Here is a 26,353-nt window from a genome sequence, read left to right on the forward strand (position 1 = left end):
AAAAGAGAAATAGTAACCCTAAAAAAGAAGTACGATGAAAACAAAAGTGATGATGCTGGCTATCCTGGTGATGATGGGTGCCGGAACCGTTTTAGCCCAAAACAAGAGTGAAAAGTTTAAAGTAAAAGGAAACTGCGGCATGTGCGAAAAGCGCATTGAGAAAGCCGCCAAATCGGTTGAAGGAGTGACCCTGGCCGATTGGGACAAGAAAACCAAGATGATGGCCCTCAGCTTTGATGAAAGTAAAACCAACGTGGATAAGGTGCAACAAGCCATTGCCAAAGTGGGGCACGACACCCCCAAGCACAAAGCCAGTGATGAAGTTTACAACGAACTGCCAGGTTGCTGCCAATACGATCGCAATGAAAAAGCCGCAGAAAAACACGATCACAAGCACGACCATTAATGGTGAACGCTTAGGCTGTATTTTTACTCATCGGGCGACTCAAAGTCACCCGATGAGTAAAACAGCTAAAAGGCTATGGATAATGAAGTTTGCCGATTCTGCCCCTTGCTTGAGCGAAGCGGTAACGAGGGGAAGCAATAAGGCGGTCTTTTTCGTCCCTGCTTCCAGCACTCCTTTCTTCAGATCAATTAATTTCTCCTTTAATCCTTAGGTCTAATTCCATGGAGCAGCCTAATGCTGAGCCAGGGAATATACCTTCGGCAGTAGCGCAGAGGCTTGCTGCCCGATCGAATCATAGATATTCTCGAAATCATAAGGTGTATTCCATCGGGAATATCAATGGTGCGACGTGGAATCATCCTTCTGACACGTCGAATCGGAGCTATGCCATACAGCAGCAAGCCTATTCGCTAAGGAATAGTCGTAATTCCACATCGAATAGGCTTCCTGCGCCAGGGAAGAGAAGGCAGAAGGCACGGTCACGAACTCAAGAACGAACGTATGAACGCACGCACACAATCTGACTATCTGAACATCTGAAAATCAATTTTTAATTGAAAAGGCTAAATAATCAAGGTGAAAGGTGAAAGGAGGAGGCCAATAAAGCTTATTTTCATTCGTGTTTGATAATAGCCCATATTCTCTTCGAATAAGGTAATAAGGGTTGCTTTGTGAAAAATTGAATGGTGCTACTAAGGTTTAAGAAAACGCTGCTAATAAAAGCATCACGCAAATAACGATTACTAATACCCAATGACCATCATTGACAATTAATGACAAACTTTTTAACCACAGAGTGACCAGGAGTAATTCACAGAGCAACACAGAACAAAAAATAATGACTACTGAATAACTGACAACTGACAACTGAAAACCGATAACCGATAACTGACCATCCGAAAATCCGGCAAGCTCTGGTAAATTTTTGAAATTCTCTTTCTTCGTTGTTCGTTCTCGAACCTTCTTGTCAGGCAGCTTGTTGGTATCATTGATTTAAACATAAACAAATATTAAAAGAATCACGTATGCCTTACCAACCATTAAAACCCAAAACACTTATGAAAATAATGCCAGTTCTTCTTTTGGGGGCAATGCTCGGTTTATTCTCCTGTACTTCGACCAAGCAACATCCGCCCATTTCGGAAAAAATCTATGCTGATCTAATGGCCAAGGGAGCCGCTATTTCCAATCAAACACAAGCTGTTTTACTCCAGCATGTTGGTCAGGCCATGCAGCAAGGAGGAAGCGAGTATGCCGTGTCTTTCTGCAACTTAAAGGCTTTTCCACTGACTGACAGCCTAAGCCAGGTTAATCATTGCACCATCGAACGGATTACAGATCGACCACGCAACACAGGCAACAGTTTAAAGAACCAAACCGACAGCTTGATTTGGCAGTGGACCGCCGGGAATCATCAATCAGGACAGCCGAAAGACACCTTGGTTGCCCTGGGCAATCAGTTGCTGTATTACAAACCAATAAAAATCGGGCTACCGGCTTGCTTGCAATGCCATGGAAGCACGAATGAAATTGCTCCGCAAACCGTTCAAAAGTTACAAGCACTTTATCCTGATGATCAGGCGACCAACTACCAGTTAAATGAACTCAGAGGATTATGGAAAATCCAATTCCAGATGGCTAACGATTGATTTAAATCCGATCCAGCTTGGTTCTGAAAGACATGATCCGGTGAAAAGTTCGTACTGCTCAAATTGTGCAAGTATGGCTGCTGACAAGGTGCCCGAAACCGACCCGGTCAGGAATTTTCTGTAGTCTTCAAAATTTTCAGAATACGATTATAGATGATTTCTGATAAAGTCCATTTGTCACCACCGCTTGTATTTACAAACTGGATGACTACCGTGTCAATATCTTTGTGGTATTTGGCAATGCTTTGATAGCCCGGAAGCAATCCGGTGTGGTGATAGCTGTAGATGGAGGAATAGATAGCCTGTTCATCCTCATTCAACAGCGAGCCATCATTTAATGCTCTTAAGAAAATGCCAACATCTTCTGCCGTTGCAACCATCGAACCTCCGGGTTGAATAAAATCATTGCCCTTGATATCCGGTTCGTAACCGACGTAGTAGCCACTCATAACCTTGTCCAGTTCCACTTCACTTAGTAAACTGTAGGTGTTGTTCAGTTCAAGTGGTGCCAGAATTTCATTTTTAATGTATTGGTGATGGCTGTAGCCCAATGTTCGGTCAAGTATTTCCCCAATCAGCAGGTAATTGGTGTTGGAATAACTGTATTTTTCGTTTGGTTGAAAGTCAGCTGGCTGATCCAGTACCAGTTGGTAGGTTTCTTGGGTGCTCTTGTAGGGATTCGTCCAGGGGTAATCAGGATGATCGGTGTAGTTTGGGATGCCACTCCGGTGCTGAACCATCATTCTCAAGGTAATTTGGTCTGCATGTTCAATTCTTTCGGCAAATTCCGGTAAATAGTCAGCAAGCGTTTGGTCCAGGTTCAGACGTTTGTCATGAACCAATTGGGCCGTAGCAACGGCAATATACAATTTGCTGATGCTTGCAATTTTGAACAAGGCATGTGGGTCTGCCGGAATCTGGTCCGCTCTGTTTTTCCAGCCAGCGCTGTAAAGGGCTGGTTCTTTTTCCGCCTGATCCACATAGACAATTATGCCGTCCAATCCATACCCAATGGCGTTGTTTAGCTGTTCCTGAACGCTGTCGGGCAGCGGTGCCAGCCATGCTCTAAGCAGCATCCATGGAACGAATACCACTGTGCAGATCAGGGCAGCACTGGGCATGACTATTCGAAGAATTCGTATGAGGTGCTTCTTTTTCATGATGTCCGGTTTTCCAAAGGTAATCTCATTTAGATACTGAGTTGGATATGCTTTTAAAACGGCCTGTTGAAAATAGCGATAAAAATTGGTTTGGCTGGCAGGAGGGGGCAATGTTTGATTTTAATAGCCCAAAGAGGCAGGGGAATTCACCTGCCGCTGCTGTTTTCGGCTTTAGAATTCACCCTTGGGTGTTTGACAGCATGCTTACACTGGCAGAAACTTTTTAAGGGCGGTTGACAGTTACATGGCTGTTAAACCGCCGTCGACGATAAACTCCGAGCCGGTGGAATATTTCGATTCATCGGATGCCAGAAAAAGAACCAGGTTGGTTACTTCCTCGGGTTGGGCAACCCGGCCTAAGGGGATGTGCTTGGCAAACTTCTCGATGGCCTCTTTGGTATCATCCTGCGAAAGCATTGGAGTAGCAATTACCCCCGGATGAACAGAGTTAACCCGAATGCCATACCGGGCACATTCCAACGCAGCCGCTTTGGTTAAGCCACGAACGGCAAATTTTGTGTCGGTGTATCCGACAGCGCCACCCACCAAGCCATTGATTGATGAAATATTGATGATGGAGCCATCCTGGGCTTTTTGCATGGACGGAATTACGGCTTTTATGCCTAAGAATACAGCTACCTGGTTGATCTCGACAATCCTACGGTAGTCTTCCTCGGTCGTTTCCAGAATCGACTTCCTCATGGTGATACCGGCATTGTTTACCAGGATATTGACGGGGCCGAAAGTTTTTTCGGTAGCCTCAATGACATGCTGCCAGTCGGTAGCCTGGGTGACATTCTGCTTTATAAACAGGCAGTTTTCTCCTAATTCTTTGGCCAAGGCCGTCCCTTTTTCTTCATTCAAATCGGTGATGACAACTTTGGCTCCTTCCTGAATGAAGCGTTTGGCATGAGTTGCTCCCATGCCCTGAGCGCCACCGGTAATAATTGCTACTTTGTTTTCTAATTGATTCATGCTGTAATTCATTAATGGTTAACTCTCTTGTTCGATACTTTATACTCTTACGAAACAGTTCCTGTCGTGTTTTAGTTGAGATTTACCGGCGAGTGTGGATTGTGAACCATTTACGCAGCTGATATGAAAAAACGGAAAGAAGTCTCTCGTTCATGGTCTCGTTGTAAATGCAAATGAAGTGCGGGAAGCATGAAATGTTCGCTGAAAGGAAGAGCCGTTTGTTTTTTTGTTGATTGATATTGAGGTGTTTTGAATTTCTAAGGTTGAATGGAGGAATTTTTTAGTTGGCGAATCATGAATAGAATGACTTTGATAAATCCATTTATTCTGATCTTTTTTTAAGTTTGTGGGATCAAATTTCCCGAATGCATATAGAATTTAATCAGGATAAGGTGTTGAAGAAGCTTGCAGATAATAACCAGCAGGCTTTGGAAGAATTATTCAATCATTATTATCCGCGACTCTATAACTTTTCAAAGTCTTGGTTCAGTTACCAAAAGGTAAGTGGGAAACTCCCTCCGGCAAGATTGTAAAAGGAGGGAAAAGCCTGGAGTTTGATGTAGCACTGGATGAACTGTTGTATTTTAAGTTGAAATAAATAGACAATTCATCACAGAGTTTTTTTGTGATTTTCTTTAGCAAGCTTGTCACTAATATCTGTTTGATAAGATGATGGATTTAATATTAAAAAGTACAGATGAATAATTTACATATAAGTTTGATTCTACTGGGAGGAGCTTTGATACTTTCATGTGAGAACCAGCAGAAAGTTCCAGACAAAAAGCCCAATATCCTTTTTCTTTTAGCTGATGATATGGGCTATGGAGAACTGGGAAGTTATGGGCAGCAACAAATAAAAACCCCCGTACTGGATAGTCTGGCTCAACAAGGAGTCCGATTTACCAGTTTTTATGCGGGGTCTTCTGTATGCTCTCCTTCCCGTGCTGTATTAATGACCGGGAAACATGCGGGGCATGCTAGTATCCGTGGAAACAGCGGGATTTATGATAATGATATTTGGAAAAGAGTGCCCTTAAAGAAAGATGAGCTAACCCTGGGGGAAATGATGAAAGGAGCAGGTTATCAAACTGCGTTTATTGGTAAGTGGCATTTGGATGATCCGAATGATGAATCAACTTGGGCGATGAACCGGGGATTTGATTATGCGATACAGGAGCAATGGTCCTCCCGGTTTGGTGGGAAAAGCTATGATGAACTGGTACATTGGATCAACATAGACCATGATTCCATTCGTTATGATCAGGAAGAATACGACTGTATCGATGAGTTTCGTACCAATTTTGTCTTGGATTACCTGGATCAAAAAGAAGAGAATAAACCTTTTTTTATAACCATGTCATATCGGATTCCTCATGGGCATGAGCGTTATACCCGAAATAAGGAATTGTATGCAGATCAGGAGTGGCCGGAAACCGAACGACGACATGCAGCTCGTATTACTTTACTCGATAAACAAATAGGACGACTATTAAAAAGATTGGAGGAGACAGGCGAATTGGATAATACCGTGGTTTTCTTCACCAGCGATAATGGAGGACATCGGGAAGGTGGGCATGACCACCGTTTTTTTAATAGTTGTGGAGGATTGAAAGGGTATAAGCGAGACATGTATGAAGGGGGAATTCGTATACCTCTGATTGCTTATTGGAAAGATAAAATCGAACAAGGTACGGTGTCTGAACATGTGGGATCGTTCCAAGACTTTATGCCAACCTTGGCTGCAATTGCCGGAATTGATGCTCCCCAACAAACAGATGGAATTTCGTTTTTACCTGAATTGACCGGAAAGGAGCAGCCCAAGCACGAATATTTGTATTGGGAGCTACAAATTGATGGCTGGGGAACTAAGCTTCCGGATGGTGGTTTTAGGCAAGCTGTACGTATTGGTAAATGGAAAGGAGTGAGGTATGGCGTTGAATCTCCCATTGAACTCTATAACCTGGAAGAGGACTTGTTTGAGACAACAAATGTGGCAAGTGATCATCCCGAACTTATTGAACAGATAAAAAAGCTGTTTAAAGAGAGCAGAACAGATACTGAAGGATTTCCTTTTGGTGGTAAAATCCAGAATTATGTGGCTGCAAAAAAGTATAAGGAGCGAACTGCTAAAAAATAGTATCAATGAAAAAAGTAAGTTATTGGACCATTATTTGTATTCAGGGATGCCTGTTTGCCTGCTAAAGATTTATCAGTTAATACGAAAGCATCAGAATCATTAACAGGAGTCTGTACTAAAGCCGCCATCGATTTTATTCAACGAAATAAAAGTGTATGGAAAGACGGTGTGAATGCCGACAAACATGCTGCCGACTTTGCACAGGAAAGCCAGGATGTTAATTCTGCTTCAAAAGTCAATGTTAAAATGGCTCCCGGAGGGGGATGGACAGCTATTTTTAAAAAGAAATAGCTCAAAATAATTGCAGCTTATAACTAAGTCAAATTCGAAAAGCGTTTGACAAAAGTTTAAAAGCCAATCTTTATAGCACAACGGAGGTCATTCCTGTAAAAACGGAATCTTTCCTTTGAAAGCTATAGGGATTGGCTTTTGTTTTAGTACTTTGCAGGTAGCTTTAACCCAAATCGCTTACCATGCATATACGAAGGTCTACTGTTTTTTTTACCTTGCTTGTTGCTTTGTTTGGTTGCCGGCAGAATGATGAAAAGCCGAACGTAATCATCTTTTTTACAGATGATCAAGGTTACTCAGATCTTGGATGTTACGGAGCAACCGGGTTTGAAACCCCAAATTTGGATGCTTTAGCTGAGAGCGGCATTCAGTTTACCAGCTTGTATGCACCGGCTACAGTGTGCACGCCATCGCGAGCAGGTCTGTTAACGGGTTTGTATCCTAAAAGAACCAATTTGCATGAAGCGGTGATTTTCCCTTATTCAACGCATGGATTGCCGCCAGAAAGTTATACGCTGGCCGAATTGTTTAAAGACAATGGTTATTCAACAGCTTGCATTGGGAAATGGCATCTTGGACATCAGCCTGAGTTTATGCCTAATCATCAAGGATTCGATTATTTTTATGGTGTCCCGTACTCTAACGATATGGACGGGCATTTTTATCGACACAATAATTTTCAATCTCCACCTTTGCCGGTATACCGCAATGAAGATATCATAGAAGAAGGGCCGGATCAGCGTTACCTGACCAAGAGGTACACCGAAGAAAGTATTCAGCTGATCAAGAATCGGGGGGAAGAGCCATTTTTTATTTATTTGGCCCATAACATGCCACACACGCCACTCCATGTTAGTGAGCAATTTGACGGAAAAAGCAAGCTGGGCTTGTATGGTGATGTTATTATGGAGCTGGACTGGAGCATGGGCGAAATTATCCGCACATTGAAAGAGGAGCATATTTACGAAAATACAATTGTTGTGTTTTCTTCGGATAATGGCCCGATATCCAATCGTTCAGCAAGGCCGTTGCGAGGCACAAAAGCAACGACTTGGGAAGGAGGGCAGCGCGTCCCCGGATTAATTGCATGGCCGCAGGAAATTCCCGCGAATAAAGTGTCTGATGAGATGGTTACGTTGATGGACTTGTTTCCAACCTTTGTTGATATTCTTGAAGATGCTGGCTCGCAAAAAAGACGTTTTGATGGGATTAGCCTTCTCGAACTTTTGAAAAATCCGGAAGAATCAAAACTGGCGCCAAGGCCTTTTCTTTTTTATGCGCGCAACGGACAGCCAGAAGCTATACGCGAAGGAGAGTGGAAGTTGCATGTTCAGAAGAGCCGGGGATGGAGTAAGGATAGCGTAGCTTTTTCACCTCAATTATACCAGCTTGGAATAGACCTCGGAGAACACAAAAATGTGATTGATGAGCATCCTGATATTTTCAAGCAGATGCAGGAAGATCTGGAAAAGGAAGATCAATTGATTCAATAGTTGCGTAGCGGTCTTTTTTAAGTATGAATGGAAAGGTGATTGGTAAAACACACTTAATGAGCGTCTAGAGATTTGTTTGTGATTTTAGAAACTCATTTTCTGAGATTTACTTTTTACGGCTGATTCATTTTTTATTTCTTTACAGCTTTAAAACTACTAACTATTGAAAACTTTCATTCGGGATATTGACTCGGAACTACTGCTTTCACTGCAAAAAGGAGATCATTCCGCTTTTGAAAAACTTTTTTTGAAGTATGGACAGAAACTGTTTGTGTTTGCGGTGTCCTATTTGAAACAGGAAAGTGAGGCGGAAGAGATCGTGCAGGAAGTTTTTATGAAAGTTTGGAAAAACCGCGAAAGGCTAAAAACAGATACTTCTTTTCAATCATATTTATTTACCATTGCCTATAATTCCATCAAAAAATCATTTAATCGGAAAGCTCAGGTTGACCAGTTCAAAGAGGAGCTGATTGATCAGTTGGATAGTGGGCGCGATCCGATCGATTTTGAAAACAACTATCAGCTGGTTATTCAGCGGCTGGATCAATTTATAGCAGAGATGCCTGAACGAAGAAAAAACGTGTTCGTTCAGCGTAAAAAGCATGGGAAATCGTTGGTTGAAATTGCGAATGAATTAGGCATTTCAGTAAAGACCGTTGAAAATCAGATAACCGAAGCCATGAAGTATTTGAAGCGTCGGTTTGCCGAAGACTTTCCCGGAGGCCTTTTGTTTTTCTCTTTATTCTTGAGGAGTCGAATTCATAAGTTGTAGACTCTGTTTTCCTCTTTGCTCCATGCACTTAGCTCTATGCGTTAGTGAGTTAGCATCCATCCATCTTCTGTTTCCTGGCACCCTTCTCCGTTTTTCTTTATACTCGAAATAAAAAAATATCCAATCAGAATAGGGGTTTTCAAAAAGTGAGGATATAACGAGTGAATAGTTTGAATTAATTTCACTAAAATTCATGTCAGAGAAGCCAATAGATAAAGAAAGATTAGGACGGTTTGTTCGCGGGAGCTATTCCCGAACGGATTACAAACACGTGAAGGAGCAATTTCAATTGGAGGAGGATGCTGATCTTCATGGAGAAATGCAGGCGCATTGGGAAAGTCTGCCTGCCAATCAGCCACTCGGTGCGGGCTTACAGGTTATGTTGGAACGCTTCAAAAGCACTCCTCTTAAAAAGAAAGAATCCACAGGAAGGTCGATTTTTAAATACTATCAGCGTGTTGCAGCAGTCTTGTTTATTCCTTTTTTGCTGGCTGCAGCCCTTTGGATGTTGCATGCCCCAAAAATCGCAACGGATGTAATGGCAACCATCCATTCTCCGGCAGGATCAAGAACCGAATTTGTGTTGCCTGACGGGTCAACAGGTTGGTTGAATGGCGGGTCGAAGTTAAGCTATCCGGTGGTGTTTTCAGAAAATCGTGATGTTGTGCTTGAAGGGGAAGCTTATTTTGAAGTTGTACATCAAGCGAACCAAACCTTTCGGGTTAAAACAAAAGCATTGACGGTGCAAGTACTCGGTACTTCTTTCAACGTAGCAGCTTATGCTGATGAAACGGCAGTCAATGTAGTACTACAGCAAGGGAAGGTGCAGATTCTTGATAGGAATGATCAGCTGACCTATACGATGAAACCCGATGAGAAATTTGAACTTGACTTGTTAGGAAATAAAGCAACAGTAAGTCAGGTTGATGCGAGCGTGCATACAAGCTGGACCAAGGGACTTTTGCGATTTGATGGAGAACCCTTGTCAGAGGTTGTAAAGAAACTGGCTCGTTGGTACAATGTCGATTTTGAGATTCGGGACGAGCAACTACAGGCTTACAACTTTAGAGCCACGTTTAAGGATGAACAATTGGATGAAATCCTTCGGATGATTTCGTTAACAACCCCCATGAAATATCGAATGGAAGAACGTAAACTAAATAAAGATGGAACATATATGAAAAAGAAAATCATTATCGAAAGGCGATAATTAAAAGCAAATCAGGAAAGTGCTACCAACACTTCCCTGACAAATTGCAGAGTCACTACAGCAAATTTATTAACAACTCTACAACCGTAAATTTATGAAAAAATTACAAAGAAGTGGGGCACTCTATTGGTGTGCCCTAAAAAAAACATTTAGGATTATGCGTTTAATCGTTTTATTTCTATTGACTGGCATATTACAGGTTTCGGCACTAAACAGTTTCTCGCAGCAGGCCCGTATGTCAATGAATCTAAAAAATGTGCGTTTGGTTGATGTGTTAAATGAAATTGAAAACCAGTCGGACTATTATTTTCTCTACAACCAGGATCTGATCAATGTTGATCGGAAGGTCAACCTGGAGGTCAAACAGCAAAAAGTAGAAGCAATTTTGGATGAGCTATTTGACCAAACAAATACCCGGTTTCTGATTAGAGAGAGACAGATTATTTTAACCAATCTGAACTCGGAGTCAGTTGTTCAGCAAGCACAAGCAGTATCCGGGAAAATAACCGATTCTTCAGGCCAACCACTTCCCGGCGTAACTGTGATTGTTAAAGGAACTACTCAGGGAACCATTTCTGATTTTGACGGAAACTATACGATTAAAGATGTTCCGGCAGATGCCATTTTGGTTTTTTCTTTTGTGGGAATGAGAACAGAAGAATTGGCTGTTTCGGGCAAAAGCGTGCTTAATATCACTATGGTGGAGGATGCTATTGGCATTGAAGAAGTGGTTGCCGTAGGGTATGGAACCCAGAAAAAAGTAAACCTGACGGGAGCTGTTTCTGCTGTGAAAATGGAGGAAGTTTTGGGTGACCGTCCGGTTACTGGACTGGGAACCATTTTACAAGGTGCTGTTCCGGGCTTTACTTCCTCGTCCTCAGCGATTCCAGGAGGTGGAAATAATTTTAATATCAGAGGCTTGGAGTCAATTAATGGCGGTGCTCCGCTGGTGTTGGTCGATAATGTTGTTTATAATGACTTATACCTAATTAATCCGGATGATATCGAGAGTATTTCTATCTTAAAGGATGCTTCATCGGCTGCCATTTATGGGGCTCGTGCATCTTTTGGAGTCATTTTGATTACAACAAAAAAAGGGAAGCGAGATGAGAATCTTTCAATTAGCTACAACAATAATTTTGCGATATCAACCGTGAATGGTCTTCCGGAACTGGCTGCACCTTCCGATATGATTCAAACATTAAAGGATGGAGAGTATTCATCTATCTGGTCGGGGCAAAATATTGATACTTATATTGATTTACTTCAGGACTACCGAAATAATCCGGCAGCCTATCCGCTGGGCTGGACCGAAGCCAATGGAACCAAGTACTTTCTGAAACAAACCGATGTGATGGGCGATATGTTTGAACCATCGTGGAAACAAACACATAACATCTCGGTGCATGGAGGAAGCGAAAAAATCAATTATCGAATTTCTTTTGGTTATACCGATGAAGACGGTATTTTGGTCACGAATAAAGATGCGTTTAAAAGAACCAATGTTTCTTCTTACGTGAGTGGAGACATTACATCATGGTTAACAACATCTCTGGATATTAAATACAATACTGGTGATAAGCAATATCCTCATCTGGACGGAAGTAGTGAGTTAGGGCTGTGGCCAACTAATCTTCCCTCTTATCATCCGGATAGTTCGCTGCCATACGGAACAGATGGAGATGAGTACCTGGTGATGACTCCGGCCAACATCATCAAAGAAGTTGATGTGTCAGAAAGGGTGAGTGATAATACTCGGATTTTTTCACGTACTGAGATTAAGCCGTTAAAAGGCTTAAAAGCTATTTTCGAATATTCCTACCAAATTGGTTTGACGGATAATCAGGATTATGCCAACTATTTTCAGGTTCACCAAGGATTAGCTGAGAGTATAAAACCATCAACCACGACCAGTCCGTTTTCAACATCAAGGGCTACAACAAAATACACAACGATCAATGCTTTTGCTAATTACGAACGAACAATAGGAGAGTCGCATAACCTGTCAGGAGTCATTGGCTACAACCAGGAATACAATGATTACAGATACTTGTATTCAAAGGCATTCAATATGATTAATAATGAGCTTCCTTCTTTGAGTGGAACCAATGGGTTAACGCCACCAGAGACTAGCGATGGCTACAATGAGTATGCCCTTAGAGGTGGCTTTTTCAGATTTAATTATAACTATGCGCAGAAATATTTTGTCGAGTTTAATGGCCGTTATGACCTGTCTTCCAAGTTTCCTACTGATTTTCGTGCTGGTTTTTTCCCATCGGTGTCAGCCGCTTGGAATCTCGCAAAAGAATCATTCATGGAGTCAACGAAAAGAACCATTTCTTTATTAAAGTTACGAGGCTCATACGGAACGCTGGGTAACCAGAATATTGGGAACTATGGCTTCCTGCCTACCTTCCCCGTTGTTGATGGTAACTGGATCTATAATGGTCTTATTCCTCAAACCATGGGCGGTTTGCCAATGGTTCGTGCTAATTATACCTGGGAAGAGGTAAATACGGTTAACGGAGGGCTTGACTTTGGCTTCCTAAATAACAAACTCAGTGGTTCGTTTGATATTTTTCAGCGCAACACCCTCGGAATGTTGGGGCCAGCCGAAGAACTTCCTGCTGTTGCCGGAGCAACTGCTCCTAAACAAAATGCCGCTGATATGAAGACCAATGGTTGGGAGTTTGCACTTAAGTGGAAAGGTAATGTCGGCAATGTGAAATATGGGCTTGGATTTAACATTTATGATTCCCGTTCAACGATTACGAAGTATAAAAATGAGACCAAATTATTATCTGCACCCTATTATGAAGGGCAGGAGATTGGTGAGATTTGGGGCTATGTGACTGATGGTTTTTATACCGCAGATGACTTTGATGCAAACGGGGCTTTAAATAGTGATGTTGTTAGTATCAGGGGGATTACCTCTCATGAAGGAGACATTAAGTTTAAAAACTTAATGGATGATGAAACCAGTGAAAATAGAATTGATACGGGGGATAATACTGTAAGTAATCCGGGCGACCGAAAGGTTATTGGTAACAATCGTGCTCGCTACCAGTATGGCGTAAATGGTTCAGCAGACTGGAAAAATTTTGGATTGTCTTTTATCCTGCAAGGGGTTGGAAAACGGGATGCCTGGATAGGTGGAAATATTATTTTCCCTATGGCAAATCAATATGGTACCGTTTACGCCGACCAGGTTGGCAAAATCTGGACACCTGAAAATACGCAAAATGCGTACTATGGGCGTATCTATGAGAATGCCGGAAGTTCACAGGGATCCAATCAACGGGTGTCGGATAAATTCCTGAGTAATGCCGCTTATTTACGTGTCAAGAATATCACACTTAGCTACAGCTTACCCAAAAGCATTCTGAATAGAATTCGTTTAAATAATGTCAAGGTGTTTTTTAGTGGAGAAAACCTGTTTACGTTCGATCATCTTCCAGAAGGAATTGATCCTGAGAATTTGGGATGGACTTATCCACAATACAGAACGATCTCTTTTGGTCTAAACTTAAATCTATAAAATCATGAAATTCATTAAATACTTATTCTTCTCGTTAATTATAAGCTCGGTTGGGTGTAATGATGATTTCTTGGAGTACTCGCCAAAGACATCATTGACTGAAAAAACAGCTTTTGCTTCGTATGACAACTTTAAAACCTATTCCTGGGGCTTATACGGTATCTTTGCAAATTCTCAGATGAGACAATACCTTGGAACCGGAGCTCAGGTTTATACGCATGCATTGGGAGATGTTTATGCAAATTACCTGTATATGAGTAATGGTACGAATGTTCAACGCAATGACTGGCAGTGGAATAATATTTCTTCTACTACGAATATGGATAATGCCTGGGATTTCAGTTATATGCGTAAAGTAAATGTAATGCTTCGCAATATTGACGGTTCACAGATGAGTGAAGAAGAGAAAAATCACTGGCGAGCTGTCGGATTGTTTTTTCGTTCCTACCGTTACTATGATTTATTGGCTCGCTATGGAGACGTGCCTTGGTTGGAAGAGGTTGTTGAGGATGATGATTTGGAGGTTCTGTATGGAAAAAGGACGCCTCGTAATGAGGTGGCAAGTAATATTTTGCGCGACCTGAAATATGCAGAAGAAAATATAAAAGAAAAAGGTGAAGGAGAGAATACGATAAACAAAGATGTCGTACGAGCACTCCTGTCCCGTTTCTGTTTGTTTGAAGGCACTTGGCGGAAATACCATTCACTTTCGGATGCTGATGTTTACCTGAAAGAGTGTGAGCGTGTTTCGAAGCTCTTAATTGATGCTTATCCAACAATCGCAACTAATTTTGTTGATTTGTGGTCCTCGGATGATTTATCGAAAGTTCCGGGTATTATCTTATACAAGGAATTGGCGCAGGATCTTGAAATGTCATCTTTGCCACGTTTTGAAAGAGGAGGAGGACAAAAAGCATCTTTGCATGCACGCACTGTTGCGCGATACTTATGTCAGGATGGGAAACCAGTTGCAACAAGCGATCTTTACGAGGGGGCTGGTGCCAATGCTACTGTCAATGATGAGTTTAAAAATCGCGATCATCGGTTGTACTGGCGCTGTATTCCTCCCTATAAAACCAATAAGGGAAATGGTGTTGCTGTAACCGATGCAAACCGGGACTCGTGGTGGACTGAAGGAATGGATCCGAAAGATCGTTATTACATTGATTATATGAACAGTATTAACGATGCCAACCACCAATTTCCGTTGCATACCTGGCAGCCTCAGTTTCTTTCCAGAGTTCCAATGATTCAAACCTCTTCCAACTCGTGGGGACCCATGCGTAATTACGGAGGCTATTACTTCTACATGTACTATAATACCTACAATGAGGCTGCCATTCAGGCCGGAGGAAGATTTGCTGTAACAGATTGTCCGATTTTTCATATTGAAGAAATCATGCTGAACTATGCCGAGGTTACTTACGAGTTGGGTAAATTTGATCAGTCGGTTGCTGATTTGACCATTAATAAGTTGCGAGCCCGTGCCAATGTAGCAGCCATGAATGTGAGTGAAATAAACGCCTCATTTGATCCGGAAAGAGATCCGGCGGTTGATCCAGTGGCTTGGGAAATACGCCGGGAACGAATGGTTGAGCTATTGGGAGAAGGATTCGGGTTTTATGATATCAGAAGATGGAACAGAGGCGAATACTATATAAATCAAAGGCCTTTAGGGGTACGTGTTGCAGCATTGGAAAAAGATGAGTATTTTGGAAATGCTTCCATTTTTGTAACAACAGATGACGTAAATCCTGATGCATCAGTCACAACGGATGATGTAGGGCGTGTCGTTTGTGTTGGCGATTTTGTCCAGCAAGGAAAAGGTTGGCAAGATTATTACAATCTGAATCCGATACCTAAAACGCAGTTGATACTGAATGAGAACCTGGAGCAAAATCCAGGATGGCAATAAATTATTTTTGAGACCAGGTGGCTTTTATTTTTGAATAAAGGCCACTTGGTTTAAATAGAGTTTACATATGAATAAATTTTTTTTAGCGCTTGCAGGTGTTACCGGCTTGGCTGGATGCCAGGCAATAGAAAAGCCTGAAGATAAGTTGCCCAATGTCGTTTTCATTTATGCCGATGATCTGGGACGTGGCCTATTATCGCATGAAGGACAACAAATCGTAAAAACACCGAATATTGACCGGATTGCAGCAGAAGGAATCCGGTTTAGCAATGTTCGGGGATGTATGTTTTGTGCACCGGCACGGGCAAGCCTTTTAACCGGCTACCATGATTGCCATACCGATAAGTGGCAGATTACGAGCGGAGGGGCTTACAAAAAGGTTTTTGATGGCGACGTTACGGCTGATGAAGTTTCGCAGGCATTGGACAGGCAGGTCGGGAGTTCAAACACATCAACAACAACACTGGCCGAAGTGTTTAAAAAAGCAGGCTATACAACCGGTCAGGTAGGCAAGTTGGAATGGGGCTTTTCGGTTTCGTTTGAAGAAATGAAACAGCATGGCTGGGATTATTACTATGGCTATCTCGATCATGTGATGGCCCATGGTTTTTACCCCCCTTATATGTTCGAAAATGGACAGAAAATTGATATCCCGGGTAATACCCGAAAAGATTGCGGAAAAACAATCGAGCGGGAAACGCCAAAAGCGTATAAGGAACGGTGGAATATGGAAGGCAAGAGTTTATATTCTCAAAACTTGTTTCTGGATAAGATGCTTTCTTTCATTCGCGAAAACAAAGACCGACCGTTTTTTCTGTACCATCCAACACAATTACCACACGGTCCGGTTGCCATTCCTGAGGTACATGACGACTTTAAGAATGACGATCGCTTGACTCAAATCGAAAAGGAATATGCTTCGATGGTGAAAATGCTGGACGACCACGTTGGCGTAATCATGCAGGAGCTGGAAAAGCTCGGTTTGGAAGAAAACACCATGATCATTTTTAGCTCAGATAACGGGCATGAAATCTACTACTCTCAGGAAGGACGAATTCTCAAGCCGGTTCGAAATATGCAAACCGGAGAACGATTTGATAATATTACAACGAAGTTTTATTCCGAGCTGGGAGGCGATGTATTTAATGGCAATGATGGCATGGCCGGGTTAAAGTATGACAACTGGGAGGGAGGATTGCGCATTCCCTTGCTTGTAAAATGGCCCGGGAAAATTGAAGGCGGACAGGAGGCGAATAACCTGGTGGCTAACTATGATTTGGTACCTACATTTGCCGATTTACTGGGCGTCGAATTGGAGGAAGCAAAAGATGGAATCTCGATCATGCCAATACTAACAGGAGCGGATAAAACGACAGAACATGATTACACGATTAATTCGTCCATGTACGGAGGAACGATCGTGACCAAGGAGGGGTGGAAGCTTCGGAACTACTACTCTAAAGATATCTTTCAATTGTATTATTTACCTGATGATTATCGGGAAGAAAACAATTTGGCGGATCAGTTTCCGGAAAAAGTAGAAGAACTAAAAGCAATCTTAACGAAAGAGTGCAATGGTGATTTGGCCAATGGGCTATTCACTTACCAGAAATTTGTACTTCCAATGGTGAAACTTGATCCGAACTAATCAGACTTCAATATTTCTAAACCACTAATCATTTGAATTGCAGTAGAATCAAGGCAGATTGAATTATTTCTTATTTTGCTCTTGTACCGCTCAGTAGTAAGTATAAATACTAAGATTTGAGGCACAAGTCAAACAAGAAAAGTCTATTGTTTGAACAAAGAGAGCATTCAAGGAGAAGTTAGGTTGAAATCTATTCTGGAGTAAGCATATAATAGCTTAACTAATGTAAATATGTATAAAAATGACTAAGATAAATATTATTTACCTTCTACTACTGCTGATGTTAGCTTCTTGTTCAACGGATAGTGTGACTAGTCTGGAAGAAGAAGCAGGTCCGGATGAGGTTGACAAGCTTGTAGACAATGAATGGAAAGATAATCCATACAAGCTTAATGTCGTTTATTTTGTTCCGAATGATATGGTTCCTGTTGTTGATTATGAAACTCGTATTGAGGAAATAATGTTTGATGCTCAGGAGTTTTTTGCTGTTAACTTGGAACGGGAGGGGTTTGGACGAACTTCTTTTGGATTAGACATCAAAAGTGATGGAAAATTGAATCTTATAACTGTTACCGGCAAGCAAGGGAAAAGTGCTTATCCATACAGTGGTGGAGGTGGAGTTATTGTTAATGAACTAAACGCCTATTTCAATGAGCATCCTGATGAAAAGAAAAGCGAACATACGCTTGTTCTTTTACCATCTACGTCTGGAGATCCGTTAAACCCGGGCGGTGTTCCGTTTTATGGATATGGAAAGTATTGTTTTGCTCTCGATTATGAGTATCAGGATGTGCAATACTTGGGGCAAGATAATAACTTGGGAAATCTGGCGACTAAATGGATCGGTGGGTTGGTTCATGAGTTAGGCCATGGGCTTAATGCACCACACAATAAGGAGTGGAATAGTGTGCAATCGACGCTGGGAACCGCTTTGATGGGGACTGGGAATGGTACCTATGGGAAAAGACCGACCTTCATTACAGCGGCTCATGCTGCCATTTTTGCCAATTCACAAACATTCAGCACGGATGAAAGATCCGATTGGTACTCCAAAGTAACGACCAATATTACGAACCTGAGAGGAAAAGTTGAAAACAATAAAATCATAATCTCAGGCAATTTTACATCCGACGGAATGGTCGCTGCCATTAATGTGTGGCACGATCCATATCCAGCTGGAGCAGCTAACCAGGATTACGATGCGCCTTCTTTCACATCACTGCCTATTGGGCAGGATAGTTTATATATCGAATGCCCATTGTCGGATTTTTACAAGCTGGATGGTCAATACCAATTGAGAATTGGCTTTATTCATGAAAACGGATCGAGGGTTACCAGAGCTTATGAATATGAATTTGTAAATAATGTCCCAACAATTGAAGTCATCAATACAAAAGACCTATTAGATAGATCCGCTTGGTCGATTATTTATGCTGATAGTGAAGAAGACAATGGACCTGCTTCAGGCATGTTAGATGGCGATTTAGCTACTTTTTGGCATACCGAATGGAAAAGCACATTACCTGGTCATCCGCACGAGTTTGTGCTAGATATGGGAACGCTAACAACCGTGAAAGGCTTTGCTTTTGAAAACAGATCTAACCTGAATGGTGCCATTAAGGATTTTGAAATGTTTAAAAGTGACGATGGGGAAAATTGGACGAGTTTGGGAACGTATTCATTAGCGCAAATGCAAAACATCCAGAACATAAATCTCACAGCAGTACAGTCGTTTAGATATATGAAATTGGTGACCAACAATTCTCATGGTGATTTTAATTATGCACATTTGGCCGAGCTTAATGCCTATAATAATTAGTTGGGATCGACTTTTTACTTATATTGCCGAAATCTACTAACTACTTAATTGAATGAATATGAGATCTACCCTGATTGTCTTGTTCTTTGCTCTCTTGGTCTCGTGTGTGGCCAAAGAGGAGCCGGAACAAAATCCGAAGAATAATTTAGTGTTTAATGATCTGGCGGCTACCTGGGATGAAGCGATGCCTTTGGGGAATGCCATGGTCGGTGCACTCGTCTGGCAGAAAGAAGGCAAGCTGCGTTTTTCACTTGATCGTGCAGATCTTTGGGATTTACGCCCAATGGCAAACATCGATTTTGATAAATGGACGTTTGATGATGTCTATGAACACTGGAAAGCCGGAGAATACAAAAAAGTACAAGAGGTATTTGATACACCTTATAATCAGTCGCCAGCTCCTTCTAAAATCCCAGCTGGCGCCTTGGAGTTTGATATTGAAAAGTTGGGTACTGTAAAAGAAGTGAAGTTGGATCTAGAAACGGCGTCCTGTGTGGTTTCTTGGGAAAATGGTGCTAAGCTAACGACTTTTGTGCATGCAGAGAAGCCAATTGGTTGGTACCGCTTTGAGAATTTGCCTGACGACTTGGGAATTGAGCTTATTTCGCCAGCGTACAACCGGGAGAATAATGAAGGTCATACCAGCCAGTCACGAAATGACTTGAATCAATTGGGATATGAGCAGGGCGAAATTACTAAAGACAACAACTCCCTGACATACAACCAGCACGGATGGGGCGATTTTTCGTACCAGATCCATACCTCGTGGCAGCAGACTGAAAACAGCTTAGAAGGTTGTTGGTCGGTTTCTTCTGAAAATGATAAAAAAGATAGTCAACCATTAGCAAGTGAGTGGGTAAAGAAGGAATTGACCCAGGGACTTGAGCCTTCTTTAGCAGAACATCTGGCATGGTGGAAAAGCTATTGGGCAAAGTCAGCAATTAGCATTCCTGATTCGGTGTTACAACGCCAATATGATTTGGAAATGTATAAGTTTGGATCCGCTGCAAGGCCCGATGCGCCCCCTATTTGCTTACAATCTGTTTGGACGGCAGACCATGGGAAGTTACCACCTTGGAAAGGCGATTTTCACCACGACTTAAATACCCAGCTAAGCTACTGGCCATCTTACACCGGAAATTACCTGGACTTGGAAGAAGGTTTTCTGAATTGGTTGTGGAAGTATCGGCCAACATTTAAGAAATACACCAAGGAGTATTTCGGTGTTGAAGGAATGAATGTTCCGGGGGTGAGTACCTTAGAAGGAGAGCCAATGGGTGGCTGGATCCAGTACTCCATGGGACAAACAGTGGCTGCCTGGTTGGGGCATCATTTTTACCTGCATTGGAAATATTCCATGGATCGCGACTTCCTGGAAGAACGTGCTTATCCTTGGTTGAAAGATGTGGCGGTGTTTTTTGATAATATGGCCATCAAAGCGGAGGATGGGACGCGAAAACTGAAAATGAGCTCGAGCCCCGAGATCTATAATAACTCGGCTAAAGCTTGGTTTTCAGAAACTACGAATTTTGACTTGGCTTTGATTCGCTGGACGTATGAGAAAGCAGCAGAGCTAGCAGGTGAATTGGGATTGCAAGAAGAACGCAACGCTTGGTTGCAAATACTTTCAGAGTGGCCAGAGTTGGCTGTTGATTCGGAAACAGGATTGATGTTCGCCCCGGAGTTCCCTTATAACGAGTCGCACCGCCATTTCTCGCACCTGATGGCATACCATCCCTTAGGAACAATTGATTTTTCAAAGGGGGAAAAAGATCAGGAGATTATCCGAAATACACTGGAGAACCTCGAAAAACAGGGACCAGATTATTGGACCGGCTATTCGTATAGTTGGCAAGGAAACCTTTACGCACGGGCTTTCGAAGGAGAGAAAGCAGCAGAAGCGCTTCGTGTTTTTGCTGAATGCTTTTGTTTGCGAAATTCATTTCATGTGAATGGCGACCAATGTAAAGCCGGGCACTCAAAAATGACTTATCGTCCATTTACCTTGGAGGGGAACTTTGCTTTTGCAGCCGGTGTGCAGGATATGTTAATCCAAAGCCATACCGGAGTCGTAAGAATTTTTCCGGCGATTCCAGCGGATTGGAAAGACGTTAGCTTTCAACACTTACGTACGCAGGGCGCTTTTTTAGTATCAGCTGAAAAGCAGGAAGGGGTGCCAGTTTCAGTAAATGTAAAATCAGAAAAAGGAGGAGTGTTTAAACTTCATAATCCTTTTGGGAATCATGATTTCAACGTTGACGGTGCTGATTTTGCTCTTGATTCAGGGATAATTAAGATTAACATGGAGGCTGGACAAGCGGTTAAGTTGACCCTAAAATAGGTATGAAATAGCTTTAGAATTGCAAGCACAAAAGGGGAGAGCGTTTTGTCGCTATCCATATGGCTTGTTACTCCAACATAAAAGCCAATCTTTTCAGTCGAATGTGGATTTCCACGAATCAATGACTGTAGAGATTGGTTTTTTTATTCTGATCGACCGGATTTATAAGCCAACAGAGGCACCAAAATACTTGAAGGTGTTTTGTGTGTTTTTCAGATGATTTTTAATTAGCTTTAGATTCACTAAAAAACCTATGGAACAAACAGCAAGCTTAACGAAACTGCAGCGCGTGCTTTCGATAGATATCATGCGTGGTTTAACTCTTTTTTTAATGCTTTTTGTGAATGACCTTTTTGTGCCCGGAGCACCAAAATGGATGGTTCACACCCCTGCCGATTTTGATGGAATGGGATTAGCCGACTGGGTTTTCCCCGGTTTCCTTTTTATGGTAGGACTCTCGGTCCCTTTTGCTTTTGCCTCTCGTTTAAAGAAAGGAGACCGTAAACCACAACTCCTTGGACACATTTTGGTGCGTACTATCAGTTTACTAATTATTGGTGTCCTGATGCTGAATGCCGGACGAATTAATCCGGAGTTTACAGGAATGAACCGTTTTGTCTGGGCGATCTTGATGTACCTGTGCGTGTTTCTCATTTGGAACAAATATCCTTTAAATCCAAATTATAAAAAGCTTTTCATGGGATTGAAAGCCCTCGGTGTTTTAGGCTTGGTGGCCTTGGTTGCGATATACCGAGCCGGAGAACCCGGGCAGGTGGAGTGGCTGCGAACAGGCTGGTGGGGAATCCTCGGACTGATTGGCTGGGGGTACTTTGCAGCTTCCGTCACATTCTTAATTGTTGGCGAACGGATGTTGGGAATTGTGGCTGGCTGGTTATTGTTTTTTGTGTTGAATGTTTTGTCGCAGCTACAGTTACTTGGAGGGTTGGATGTAATCAAACCTGTTTTTGGCGTACTCCTGTCAGGGAGCACTCCTTCAATAGTTATGGCTGGCTTGGTAGTTGGCTTGTTGCTCAAGCAGCAAGGAAAGAATAAACAACGGTTCTTAATGATTCTCGTGGCGATGGGGATCACTTCGTTAGTTGCTGGCTTGGTGTTGCGGCAGTGGTTTATTGTTTCTAAAATTCAGGCAACTCCTAGCTGGGGAATGCTTTGTAATGGCATTAGCATGTTGCTTTTTGCCTTGTTGTACCTGGTGCTCGATGTCTGGAAAAAACAGCAATGGTCGCGAGTGTTTCTACCAGCCGGACAAAACTCCTTAACAACTTACCTGGCGCCCGATATCCTTTATTACTTGATTTGGGGATTGAGCTTGCCTATTTTGTTTTACAAGCAAGAAGATAGTCAGTTGTTGGTTGTTGCAGGATCATTGGTGTGGGCTTTTGCCATGGTGGGCTTTGCTGCGTTGTTAGCGCGAATCAATATTCGATTAAAATTATAGAACGAAGGCTAACTTATTCTCTTTTCCTGATTGACAAAGCTTGAACTTCTAAATGCTTTTGAAATCTTGCTGCGAAATGGCTTAATCGCTAAAAACGAATGAAACTAAACAGATGAAACACTTCAAATTATTTTTGGTATTAATGTTTTTTGTAGGCATTCAATTGAATGTTCAGGCAGGTGAAACGCTTCCAATTCGCGGTTTTTGTATTGGAGCTCCGCAAGTTGGAGAAGTCAAAGACTTTGTCCGCTTTATTGACGAAGAACTGGCGCCTCGGCAGGTCAATGTGTTGGTGCTGCGCGTCGATTACAACTATCAATATGAAAGTCATCCGGAGCTCAGAAATGAAGTAGCACTTTCTAAAGAGGATGTGAAGCAAATGGTTGAAGTATGTCAGAAACACAACATCCGTTTGATTCCTCAAATAAATCTATTGGGGCATCAATCCTGGCATTCACGCTTGGAAAAGCTGCTTGAAGTTTATCCGGAGTTTGACGAAACGCCACATGTTCAGTTACCCGAAAAGTATGAGTGGCCCAATGAGGATGGCTTGTATTGCAAGAGCTACTGTCCACTGCATCCCGAAGTGCATGCTGTTGTATTCGACTTGGTTGATGAAATTTGTGAGGTTTTCGAAGCGGACGCTTTTCATGCAGGGATGGATGAGGTGTTCTATATTGGCGATGAAGAATGTCCCCGATGTGCTGGCCGTGATAAGGCTGAACTATTTGCTGGCGAAGTCAATAAAATTCAAAATTACCTGGATTTAAACGATCGTCAGCTGTGGATCTGGGGCGATCGGCTGTTGGACGGGAAGACTACTGGCATGGGCATGTGGGAGGCGAGCATGAATAATACGCACCGGGCGATTGACTTGATTGATAAAAGCGTCATGATTTGTGACTGGCATTATGAGCGTCCCGATAAAACTGCCGTTTACTTCGCCATAAAAGGCTTGAATGTAGTGACTTGCCCGTGGAGACACCCAGAAAATGCGATTGCTCAAACGCGCGATATGTTTGATTTTAGAGCTTCTGCCACTCCTGAGATGAAACCGCGTTATCAAGGAATGATGCAAACGGTATGGTCAGGTGCAGGAGCCTTTATGAAAGAATTTTACAATGAAAAAAGCAGTACAAGAAACACGGCTTCAAAGTGTTTTCGAGCTATGTTTAAAGAAATAGAAAACCTTTCGTCGAATTAGGAAAGCTCAGAATGAAACGAAATATTATTGTTACTGGAGGAGGACAGGGGATTGGAAAAATAACCGTTCAGGAACTGCTTAAGGCCGGCTATGGGGTAACTGTTTTTGAAGTGGATGATGAAGCCTTGGCAGAACTGGAGGCTGAAATGGAAAACGAGAACCTTTTGCTCTTAAAGGTGGATGTGGCTGATGAGTCCATGGTCAAGTCCGGAATTAAGTTTTCGGAGGAATTCTTTGGGGGTGTTTATGGCTTGATGAATAATGCGGTTATTCATCGCAATGGGCCAATTGCTGATCTGAGTTTGGAGGACTGGGACAGGGCCTTAGCGGTAAACCTGACCGGCCCCTTTTTGTGTGCGAAGTATGCGGCTCCAGCCCTTCAAAAAGCCAAGGGGACAATTATAAATATCTGTTCTACCCGTGCCTTGCAGTCTGAGGCAAATACCGAAGCCTATTCGGCCAGTAAAGGCGGATTGCTCTCGCTGACTCATGCTTTGGCAATGAGCTTATCGCCGGATGTTCGGGTAAATGCCATTAGTCCCGGCTGGGTTGACGTGTCCGGAATCAAGAAAAAATCAGAACTCAAGCCCGAGACGCTAAGTCCGGGAGATCATCTGCAACACCCTGCAGGTCGGGTGGGACGACCGGAAGACATTGCCCGGATGGTGCTGTTTCTGTTAAATCCGGAGAATGATTTTATCACGGGCCAGAACTTTGTAGTCGATGGTGGAATGACCCGGAAAATGATCTATCAGTAAGGTAATTGGAAGCCTACACTTTTTCCCGAAGCGGACAGCGGCTGGGAGCATGTTTTTCCACAATGCTGATCAGGTCGTTCCCTTTAATCGGTTTCGAGATGTAATCGTCACAGCCTTCGGCCAGTGCCCGTTGCCGGTCTGATTCCATGGCATAAGCAGTTTGCGCAATGATTGTCAGGTTGGGCCGGAACTTTTTAATTTCTTTGGTGGCCGTGTAGCCATCCATTACTGGCATGCGAATGTCCATCAGAACCTGGTCAATCTCAGGGGTTGACTTGCAGATTTCTACGGCAGACAAACCATCCTTGGCCCGATAAAGCTTGACATTGAACTCGCTGAGAACTTCGGCCAGGTAAAGAAAATTAAATTCTTCATCTTCGGCAATCAGGATATGAATAAGGTTTGAATTCATCAGACTAGGTTTCAAGTTAAAATAAGAGGAAATTATGTATTCAAGTTAATGGTTTCCTTTTGATTTCGCAATTCAAAATAGTGGTTTTATTACAGGGAATTTCTCCGAACAAACTCAAAAGGACTTTTTATTCGCTTAAAGTCATTGGTCAGGATCATTTCTGCAGCCATCTGCCCAATTTGATCATGATTGGTTGAAATGGTGGAAATTCCTTCACAAAGCAGCTCCTTTACCGGACTGTCGTTATACGACAAAATACCAATGTCTTTTCCGGCTGTCCAGCCCCGTTGCTTCACCAGCTTGATCAGCTCATACAAGTCATTATCCGAGATAAGAATATAAGCTTCGTGCTGGTTGAGGCTTTCTTCTTTAAGCGAATTCAGAATTTGGTATTCGAACCCATGAATTTGATTGAAAATCTGAAATCCGCGGCTGATGTAAATGGAGTAATATTCGTTGGTCGGAAAGACCAGGTTCAAGCGTTTGTATTTCTTTAAGAGGTCCAGCGCTTGGCCCAAAGCCTGCTGAATGTCTTTGTCGTATTCCTGATAAACAACCGGGTAGTCCCGCAATGCCTCCAGGTTTTTATCAATAATCAGTACTTTTTCCTTGGGAATTTTTTTCACCACCGAACTAATATCCGCATGTTCATTTCTGAAATGGGGAAGAATGACAAAATAGTCGTAGTTCGTCAGGTTGTTGTTGATAATATCTTCAAACTCCGTCAAATCATAATTGTAGATAAACACATCTACACTTGCCTTGGAGCCAATGGTAGAGACAAAGGAGGCGTATAAACTTCGTTTGTAATTACTTAGTTTGTTAAATATCAGGGCTATTTTCAATTTTTTCCCCACAGCCGTTCGGTTGACGTAGTAGCCCTTTCCGCGGACAGCCAGTAAAACACCTTTTTCTTTCAGACGAACATAGGCTTTTTCAACCGTATCGCGCGAAAGCAGCAGCTCTTCGCTGGTTTCGTTGATGGATGGAATGCGTTGTCCGTGCTTAAAGATGCCTGTTTCGATGTCGGAAAGGATAAGCTCTTCCACTTGCTTGTACTTGGGGACTTCAGAATCAGAATCTATCCTTGAAAATTGAGTCATGGTATTCTCTTGCAAATTTAACTAATGCGTATGCTCTGTAAAAATAAGAAATCCCACCATCTC

General features: G+C 42.4%; 19 protein-coding genes. 15 read left to right on the forward strand and 4 right to left on the reverse strand.

Annotation, left to right across the window (positions count from 1 at the left end):
- Positions 1-34 precede the first annotated feature (34 nt).
- Positions 35-406: a cation transporter gene (locus Q1A18_RS00925; protein WP_299576387.1), complete on the forward strand. Its 372-nt coding sequence runs from the start codon at positions 35-37 to the stop codon at positions 404-406.
- Positions 407-1,464: 1,058 nt separating this feature from the next.
- Positions 1,465-2,055, forward strand: coding sequence for a DUF3365 domain-containing protein (locus Q1A18_RS00930; RefSeq protein WP_299576389.1), 591 nt, complete (start codon positions 1,465-1,467; stop codon positions 2,053-2,055).
- Positions 2,056-2,162: 107 nt separating this feature from the next.
- On the opposite strand, the gene Q1A18_RS00935 is transcribed toward Q1A18_RS00930, so the two are convergent.
- Together Q1A18_RS00935 and Q1A18_RS00940 are read right to left on the reverse strand one after the other, a co-directional pair.
- Positions 2,163-3,215 carry a serine hydrolase domain-containing protein gene (locus Q1A18_RS00935; RefSeq protein WP_299576391.1) on the reverse strand — a complete coding sequence of 351 codons (1,053 nt, stop codon included), beginning with the start codon at positions 3,213-3,215 and terminating at the stop codon, positions 2,163-2,165.
- Positions 3,216-3,455: 240 nt separating this feature from the next.
- On the reverse strand, positions 3,456-4,190 hold the full coding sequence (locus Q1A18_RS00940; RefSeq protein ID WP_299576393.1) for a glucose 1-dehydrogenase: 735 nt from the start codon (positions 4,188-4,190) through the stop codon (positions 3,456-3,458).
- A 697-nt stretch (positions 4,191-4,887) separates the two neighbouring features.
- On the opposite strand from Q1A18_RS00940, the gene Q1A18_RS00945 reads away from it, so the two are divergent.
- From Q1A18_RS00945 to Q1A18_RS01005, 13 genes are all read left to right on the forward strand, one after another.
- Positions 4,888-6,327 (forward strand): arylsulfatase, encoded by a 1,440-nt coding sequence (locus tag Q1A18_RS00945; protein WP_299576395.1) that lies wholly within the window; start codon positions 4,888-4,890, stop codon positions 6,325-6,327.
- A gap of 54 nt (positions 6,328-6,381) precedes the next feature.
- Positions 6,382-6,618 carry a glycoside hydrolase family 97 C-terminal domain-containing protein gene (locus Q1A18_RS00950; protein ID WP_299576397.1) on the forward strand — a complete coding sequence of 79 codons (237 nt, stop codon included), beginning with the start codon at positions 6,382-6,384 and terminating at the stop codon, positions 6,616-6,618.
- Between the two features lie 182 nt (positions 6,619-6,800).
- Positions 6,801-8,111 (forward strand): sulfatase, encoded by a 1,311-nt coding sequence (locus Q1A18_RS00955; protein WP_299576399.1) that lies wholly within the window; start codon positions 6,801-6,803, stop codon positions 8,109-8,111.
- Positions 8,112-8,274: 163 nt separating this feature from the next.
- Positions 8,275-8,883 (forward strand): RNA polymerase sigma-70 factor, encoded by a 609-nt coding sequence (locus tag Q1A18_RS00960; protein WP_299576401.1) that lies wholly within the window; start codon positions 8,275-8,277, stop codon positions 8,881-8,883.
- 193 nt (positions 8,884-9,076) lie between these two features.
- Positions 9,077-10,093: a FecR domain-containing protein gene (locus Q1A18_RS00965; RefSeq protein ID WP_299576403.1), complete on the forward strand. Its 1,017-nt coding sequence runs from the start codon at positions 9,077-9,079 to the stop codon at positions 10,091-10,093.
- Positions 10,094-10,187: 94 nt separating this feature from the next.
- Positions 10,188-13,631 carry a TonB-dependent receptor gene (locus Q1A18_RS00970; protein WP_299576405.1) on the forward strand — a complete coding sequence of 1,148 codons (3,444 nt, stop codon included), beginning with the start codon at positions 10,188-10,190 and terminating at the stop codon, positions 13,629-13,631.
- Between the two features lie 4 nt (positions 13,632-13,635).
- Complete coding sequence (locus Q1A18_RS00975; RefSeq protein WP_299576407.1) at positions 13,636-15,546, forward strand: RagB/SusD family nutrient uptake outer membrane protein; 1,911 nt, start codon at positions 13,636-13,638, stop codon at positions 15,544-15,546.
- A gap of 67 nt (positions 15,547-15,613) precedes the next feature.
- Positions 15,614-17,194, forward strand: coding sequence for an arylsulfatase (locus tag Q1A18_RS00980; protein ID WP_299576409.1), 1,581 nt, complete (start codon positions 15,614-15,616; stop codon positions 17,192-17,194).
- Between the two features lie 241 nt (positions 17,195-17,435).
- On the forward strand, positions 17,436-19,013 hold the full coding sequence (locus Q1A18_RS00985) for a discoidin domain-containing protein (protein ID WP_299576411.1): 1,578 nt from the start codon (positions 17,436-17,438) through the stop codon (positions 19,011-19,013).
- A gap of 52 nt (positions 19,014-19,065) precedes the next feature.
- Positions 19,066-21,354, forward strand: coding sequence for a glycoside hydrolase family 95-like protein (locus Q1A18_RS00990; RefSeq protein ID WP_299576413.1), 2,289 nt, complete (start codon positions 19,066-19,068; stop codon positions 21,352-21,354).
- Positions 21,355-21,607: 253 nt separating this feature from the next.
- Positions 21,608-22,813, forward strand: coding sequence for a DUF5009 domain-containing protein (locus Q1A18_RS00995; protein WP_299576415.1), 1,206 nt, complete (start codon positions 21,608-21,610; stop codon positions 22,811-22,813).
- Between the two features lie 112 nt (positions 22,814-22,925).
- Positions 22,926-24,017, forward strand: coding sequence for a family 20 glycosylhydrolase (locus Q1A18_RS01000; protein ID WP_299576417.1), 1,092 nt, complete (start codon positions 22,926-22,928; stop codon positions 24,015-24,017).
- Between the two features lie 11 nt (positions 24,018-24,028).
- Positions 24,029-24,775 carry an SDR family oxidoreductase gene (locus Q1A18_RS01005; protein ID WP_299576419.1) on the forward strand — a complete coding sequence of 249 codons (747 nt, stop codon included), beginning with the start codon at positions 24,029-24,031 and terminating at the stop codon, positions 24,773-24,775.
- Positions 24,776-24,788: 13 nt separating this feature from the next.
- Here Q1A18_RS01005 and Q1A18_RS01010 read toward each other — a convergent pair whose 3' ends face one another.
- Both Q1A18_RS01010 and Q1A18_RS01015 read right to left on the reverse strand, forming a co-directional pair.
- The gene (locus tag Q1A18_RS01010; RefSeq protein WP_299576421.1) at positions 24,789-25,187 is read right to left on the reverse strand and encodes a response regulator; all 399 of its coding nucleotides are present in this window, start codon (positions 25,185-25,187) and stop codon (positions 24,789-24,791) included.
- Between the two features lie 89 nt (positions 25,188-25,276).
- Entirely contained in the window at positions 25,277-26,290 is a 1,014-nt protein-coding gene (locus Q1A18_RS01015; protein ID WP_299576424.1) for a GntR family transcriptional regulator, read from the reverse strand.
- Between the last annotated feature and the right edge of the window lie 63 nt (positions 26,291-26,353).

This window comes from uncultured Sunxiuqinia sp., from assembly GCF_947495665.1.
Lineage (GTDB): Bacteria > Bacteroidota > Bacteroidia > Bacteroidales > Prolixibacteraceae > Sunxiuqinia > Sunxiuqinia rutila.

Coding starts and splice junctions, on each gene's coding strand:
- Q1A18_RS00925 (WP_299576387.1), top strand. CDS start 35: ATGAAAACAAAAGTGATGATGCTGGCTATCCTGGTGATGATGGGTGCC.
- Q1A18_RS00930 (WP_299576389.1), top strand. CDS start 1,465: ATGAAAATAATGCCAGTTCTTCTTTTGGGGGCAATGCTCGGTTTATTC.
- Q1A18_RS00935 (WP_299576391.1), bottom strand. CDS start 3,215: ATGAAAAAGAAGCACCTCATACGAATTCTTCGAATAGTCATGCCCAGT.
- Q1A18_RS00940 (WP_299576393.1), bottom strand. CDS start 4,190: ATGAATCAATTAGAAAACAAAGTAGCAATTATTACCGGTGGCGCTCAG.
- Q1A18_RS00945 (WP_299576395.1), top strand. CDS start 4,888: ATGAATAATTTACATATAAGTTTGATTCTACTGGGAGGAGCTTTGATA.
- Q1A18_RS00955 (WP_299576399.1), top strand. CDS start 6,801: ATGCATATACGAAGGTCTACTGTTTTTTTTACCTTGCTTGTTGCTTTG.
- Q1A18_RS00965 (WP_299576403.1), top strand. CDS start 9,077: ATGTCAGAGAAGCCAATAGATAAAGAAAGATTAGGACGGTTTGTTCGC.
- Q1A18_RS00970 (WP_299576405.1), top strand. CDS start 10,188: ATGAAAAAATTACAAAGAAGTGGGGCACTCTATTGGTGTGCCCTAAAA.
- Q1A18_RS00975 (WP_299576407.1), top strand. CDS start 13,636: ATGAAATTCATTAAATACTTATTCTTCTCGTTAATTATAAGCTCGGTT.
- Q1A18_RS00980 (WP_299576409.1), top strand. CDS start 15,614: ATGAATAAATTTTTTTTAGCGCTTGCAGGTGTTACCGGCTTGGCTGGA.
- Q1A18_RS00985 (WP_299576411.1), top strand. CDS start 17,436: ATGACTAAGATAAATATTATTTACCTTCTACTACTGCTGATGTTAGCT.
- Q1A18_RS00990 (WP_299576413.1), top strand. CDS start 19,066: ATGAATATGAGATCTACCCTGATTGTCTTGTTCTTTGCTCTCTTGGTC.
- Q1A18_RS00995 (WP_299576415.1), top strand. CDS start 21,608: ATGGAACAAACAGCAAGCTTAACGAAACTGCAGCGCGTGCTTTCGATA.
- Q1A18_RS01000 (WP_299576417.1), top strand. CDS start 22,926: ATGAAACACTTCAAATTATTTTTGGTATTAATGTTTTTTGTAGGCATT.
- Q1A18_RS01005 (WP_299576419.1), top strand. CDS start 24,029: ATGAAACGAAATATTATTGTTACTGGAGGAGGACAGGGGATTGGAAAA.
- Q1A18_RS01010 (WP_299576421.1), bottom strand. CDS start 25,187: ATGAATTCAAACCTTATTCATATCCTGATTGCCGAAGATGAAGAATTT.
- Q1A18_RS01015 (WP_299576424.1), bottom strand. CDS start 26,290: ATGACTCAATTTTCAAGGATAGATTCTGATTCTGAAGTCCCCAAGTAC.